This window comes from Pseudomonas sp. UMAB-08, assembly GCF_900095225.1.
Lineage (GTDB): Bacteria > Pseudomonadota > Gammaproteobacteria > Pseudomonadales > Pseudomonadaceae > Aquipseudomonas.
In genome coordinates this window covers 329,162-332,728 of sequence record NZ_LT607417.1, presented here as the reverse complement: position 1 = coordinate 332,728, position 3,567 = coordinate 329,162, and the positions used below count along the sequence as shown (strand labels likewise).

The window sequence follows — 3,567 nt, the reverse complement described above, 5'->3', positions numbered from 1 at the left end:
TGGGAGAGCAGCTGCCTTACAAGCAGCGGGTCGGCGGTTCGATCCCGTCATCACCCACCATTTATTGAGTGTTCTTTAACGAGAACAGGACGAAAGTCCACCGACAAGCAGCGGTAGTTCAGTCGGTTAGAATACCGGCCTGTCACGCCGGGGGTCGCGGGTTCGAGTCCCGTCCGCTGCGCCATATCCCGCTTCAAGGCCCTTGAACTCCTTGAAGCAAACAAACAAGCGACCTTAGGGTCGCTTTTTTGCGTCCTGAATTCCACATAACGCCCTCTCCAGTACTCATGCGGTGAGTGCTTCTGTTTCTTTCATGCTCCGGGATTGGGTTATGCTCGAAGCGTGAAGGCGTTTTGGCATCGGTTGCGGCCGTGGTGGAATGAGAGGGAGTGACTCATGGAGTCTCCAGGCAGTATTCGCAGGGCGCAGTCATTTGCTTCCGATACACGAGAGGCGGTGCGCGAGTTCCACGCCGGGGTTGTTCAGCACGACATGGCGCTGGTGCTGTTCTTCTGTTCGCCGACCTATGACCGGGAGATAGTCGCGCAAGAAATGGCGCGTCTGTTTCCAGGCGTAGACGTTGTCGGCTGCTCGACGGCGGGGGAGATCGGCCCTGTCGGTTATTGCACCGACAGCATCACTGGGGTCAGTTTTCCTGGAAGCGATTTTGTGGCGGTGGTGGGTGCCATTGACCACCTGCAGCAACTTGAAGCGGCCAAGGTCATGGAGTTTGCTCAGCAGCAACTACAGAGGCTGACCATCAAGGCGCCAGGGGTGGCGGACCCGAGCGGTTTTGCGCTGCTCCTGACCGATGGCCTTTCAGTGCGTGAAGAGCCGCTGACCAATGCGTTGCAACGGTCCTTGGGCAAGTTGCCACTCATCGGTGGGTCTGCAGCCGATGCGTTGTCTTTCGGTCATACCTACGTCTACTTCGACGGGGCATTTCACAGCGATAGCGCGGCCGTGGTTCTGCTGAGTACGCCTTTGCCGTTCAAGCTGTTCAAAATCCAGCATTTTGTACCGACGTCCAAAAGGCTGGTGGTGACCGCCGCCGACCCCGCCCATCGCGTGGTGAAAGAAATCAACGGATTGCCCGCCGCCGAGGAATATGCCCGCTATATCGGTGTTGAGGTTAGCGATCTGAACCCCTTGAGTTTCGCCGCATCGCCCCTGGTGGTGGTGATCGGCGAGACGAGCTATGTGCGTGCCATTCAGTCGGCCAACAGCGACGGGAGCCTGACGTTTTTCTGTGCCATCGAGGAAGGGCTGGTGCTACGCCTGGCGCATGGCGAGGATCTGGTGGAAAACCTCAAGCAGTCCTTTGCGGCATTCAACTCGGAAATCGGGCCGCCGCAACTGGTTCTGGGGTTCGATTGCGTCCTGCGCAGGATGGAAATCACCCTCAATGACATTAATGACGCCGTTGAGGATATTTTTCGCAGCAACAATGTCACCGGGTTCACGACCTACGGTGAGCAATTTCGCGGAGTGCACGTCAACCAGACATTGACCGGTATCGCGATTGGCGCGGCGTTGCCCGAGGTGCGTCATGCTTGAGCAAATCCAGTTGTCCGCTAATGACGAAAAGCGCCTGTGCGCCGAGATCGCTCGCAAGGACAAGATCATCGAGGTTCTGATGGACCGCGCCGAACGCGGTACCAACGGTCAAGGTTCCGATTTCGATCTGTTTCAGACCACTGTCATGTTGGAAGACATGGTGCGTGAGCGCACACAGGATCTGGAAACCGCGCTGCGCAATAACGAAAGCATCACCCGCGAGCTGAAAGCGGCCCAGGGCGAGTTGGTGACCTCTGCGCGCCTGGCCGGCATGGCCGAAATCGCAAACAACGTCCTGCACAACGTCGGCAACGTTCTTAACAGCGTGAATATATCGGCTGACATCGTGTGTTCCACGCTGCGCCAGTCGAAGGTTCGCAGCCTGAGTAATGTCGTGGAGCTTATCCAGGAACACCCGGACGACATCGGTGAGTTTCTGGCGCGAGATGAAAAAGGAAAGCTGTTGCTGCCTTACCTTTTCAAGCTGGCGGCCGCGCTGTCCGCCGAGCAGCGCAACGTGCTGGATGAGCTTGGCTCATTGACTCAGAACATCAACCACATCAAAAGTATCGTCGCGACCCAACAGTCGCATGCGGGCTCGGCCAGCATGATCGAAGATGTCGATCTGGATGCCGCGCTCGAGGATGTCCTGCGTTTGGGGGGCGGGGTCGTAGGTGCGCATCAGATTATCGCGCTCAAGGAGTATTCGGATGTGCCCGCGCTGCTGCTGGATAAGTCGCGGTTTATCCAGATTTTGGTCAACTTGCTGCGAAATGCCAAGCAGGCCATGGACGCTATCGATGACCTGACAGGCCCGATCACCCTGCGCGCAAGGGTGGTCAAAAACAGCGAGGGCAGGCGTTTGCAATTGAGTGTGGAAGATGAAGGCGAAGGTATCGCGCCCGAGCATCTACCGCAGCTTTTCGTGCATGGCTTCACGACACGCAAAGAGGGCCATGGCTTTGGCCTGCACAGCTGCGCGTTGGCGGCCAAGGAGATGGGCGGCACCTTGACGGTTCACAGTGACGGGCCCGGCGCCGGGGCTGTGTTTACCCTTGAGTTTCCAATGGCCTCAGCGCTGGGTTGATCCGCGATGTAACGCTCACGCGGGTAGTTTGCCGCCTCCAGCGATCAGTGGAAGCGCTCGGCGCTATAGGGGGCGGGGTCGGTAAACGGTTCGGTGCCGGTCATCATCTCCGCAAGCAGGCGACCACTGACCGGGCCCAGCGTCAGGCCGTGGTGGGCGTGGCCAAAGTTGAACCACAGCCCCGGATGACGCTTGGCCGGACCGATCACCGGGCACATGTCCGGCAGGCACGGGCGCCGACCCAGCCAGGGTTCGGCATCCAGACGTTCTCCAAGGGGGTAAAAGCCGCGTGCCAGCTTTTCGCAACGGCGCAGCTGGATTTCATTGATAGGGTCGTCGCTGTCGGCGAACTCGACGCCGGTGGTCAGACGAATCCCTCGCACCATCGGTGCCAGTACATAACCGCCCTGACGGTCGACAATGGGATGGTGCAACTGAGTGCCGGGTTTGGCGGCGTAGTGCATGTGGTAGCCGCGCTTGACCGCCAGCGGAATCCGGTAACCCAGCGGCTCGAAAATGCCCCTGGCCTGAGGACCGAGGGCCACCACGGCTTCGTTGGCAATGATCAGGCCCTTTTCGCTCTGCACCTCCCATTTTCCTGCGCGTTGGCTCAGGCTCAAGGCATCACCCAGCACGAATACGCCGCCGCGCTTGATGAACAGTTCTGCATAGCCGCGGGTCAGGCCGCCCGGATCACTGACGGTCTTCGGGTCGAGCCAGTGAATACCGCCGACGACGTTGGCATGCAGTCCTGGCTCGCGCTCGTGCACCTGCTGCTGATCAAGCACTGCATAGTTCAAACCGTACTTTTTGAGCGCCGCCGCGTCTTCTTTGGCTTTTTCAAACGCGGGCAGGTTGCGAAAGGCCTCGATCCAGCCACTGTCCTTGATCAGCCCACCCATCCCTGCCGGTTCCGACAGCAG

Annotated in this window: 3 protein-coding genes and 2 tRNA genes (1 of these 5 running past the window's edge); 4 read left to right on the top strand and 1 reads right to left on the bottom strand. The window is 59.1% G+C overall.

Features of this window, described 5'->3' with window-relative positions:
• The 4 genes from K0F75_RS09425 to K0F75_RS09410 form a co-directional block, all read left to right on the top strand.
• A tRNA-Val gene (locus K0F75_RS09425) sits at positions 1-60 on the top strand (it extends 18 nt beyond the left edge of the window).
• Between the two features lie 47 nt (positions 61-107).
• Positions 108-184 (top strand) — tRNA-Asp (locus K0F75_RS09420).
• Between the two features lie 212 nt (positions 185-396).
• Positions 397-1,557, top strand: a complete 1,161-nt coding sequence (locus tag K0F75_RS09415) for an FIST N-terminal domain-containing protein (protein WP_219061599.1) — start codon at positions 397-399, stop codon at positions 1,555-1,557.
• Positions 1,550-2,644, top strand: coding sequence for a sensor histidine kinase (locus K0F75_RS09410; RefSeq protein ID WP_219061598.1), 1,095 nt, complete (start codon positions 1,550-1,552; stop codon positions 2,642-2,644). Before K0F75_RS09415 ends, K0F75_RS09410 begins: the two co-directional genes overlap by 8 nt.
• Positions 2,645-2,688: 44 nt before the next feature.
• Here the strand turns inward: K0F75_RS09410 and K0F75_RS09405 are convergent.
• Positions 2,689-3,567 (bottom strand): FAD-binding oxidoreductase (locus K0F75_RS09405; RefSeq protein WP_257604289.1); only part of this gene is annotated, 879 nt, incomplete at its 5' end.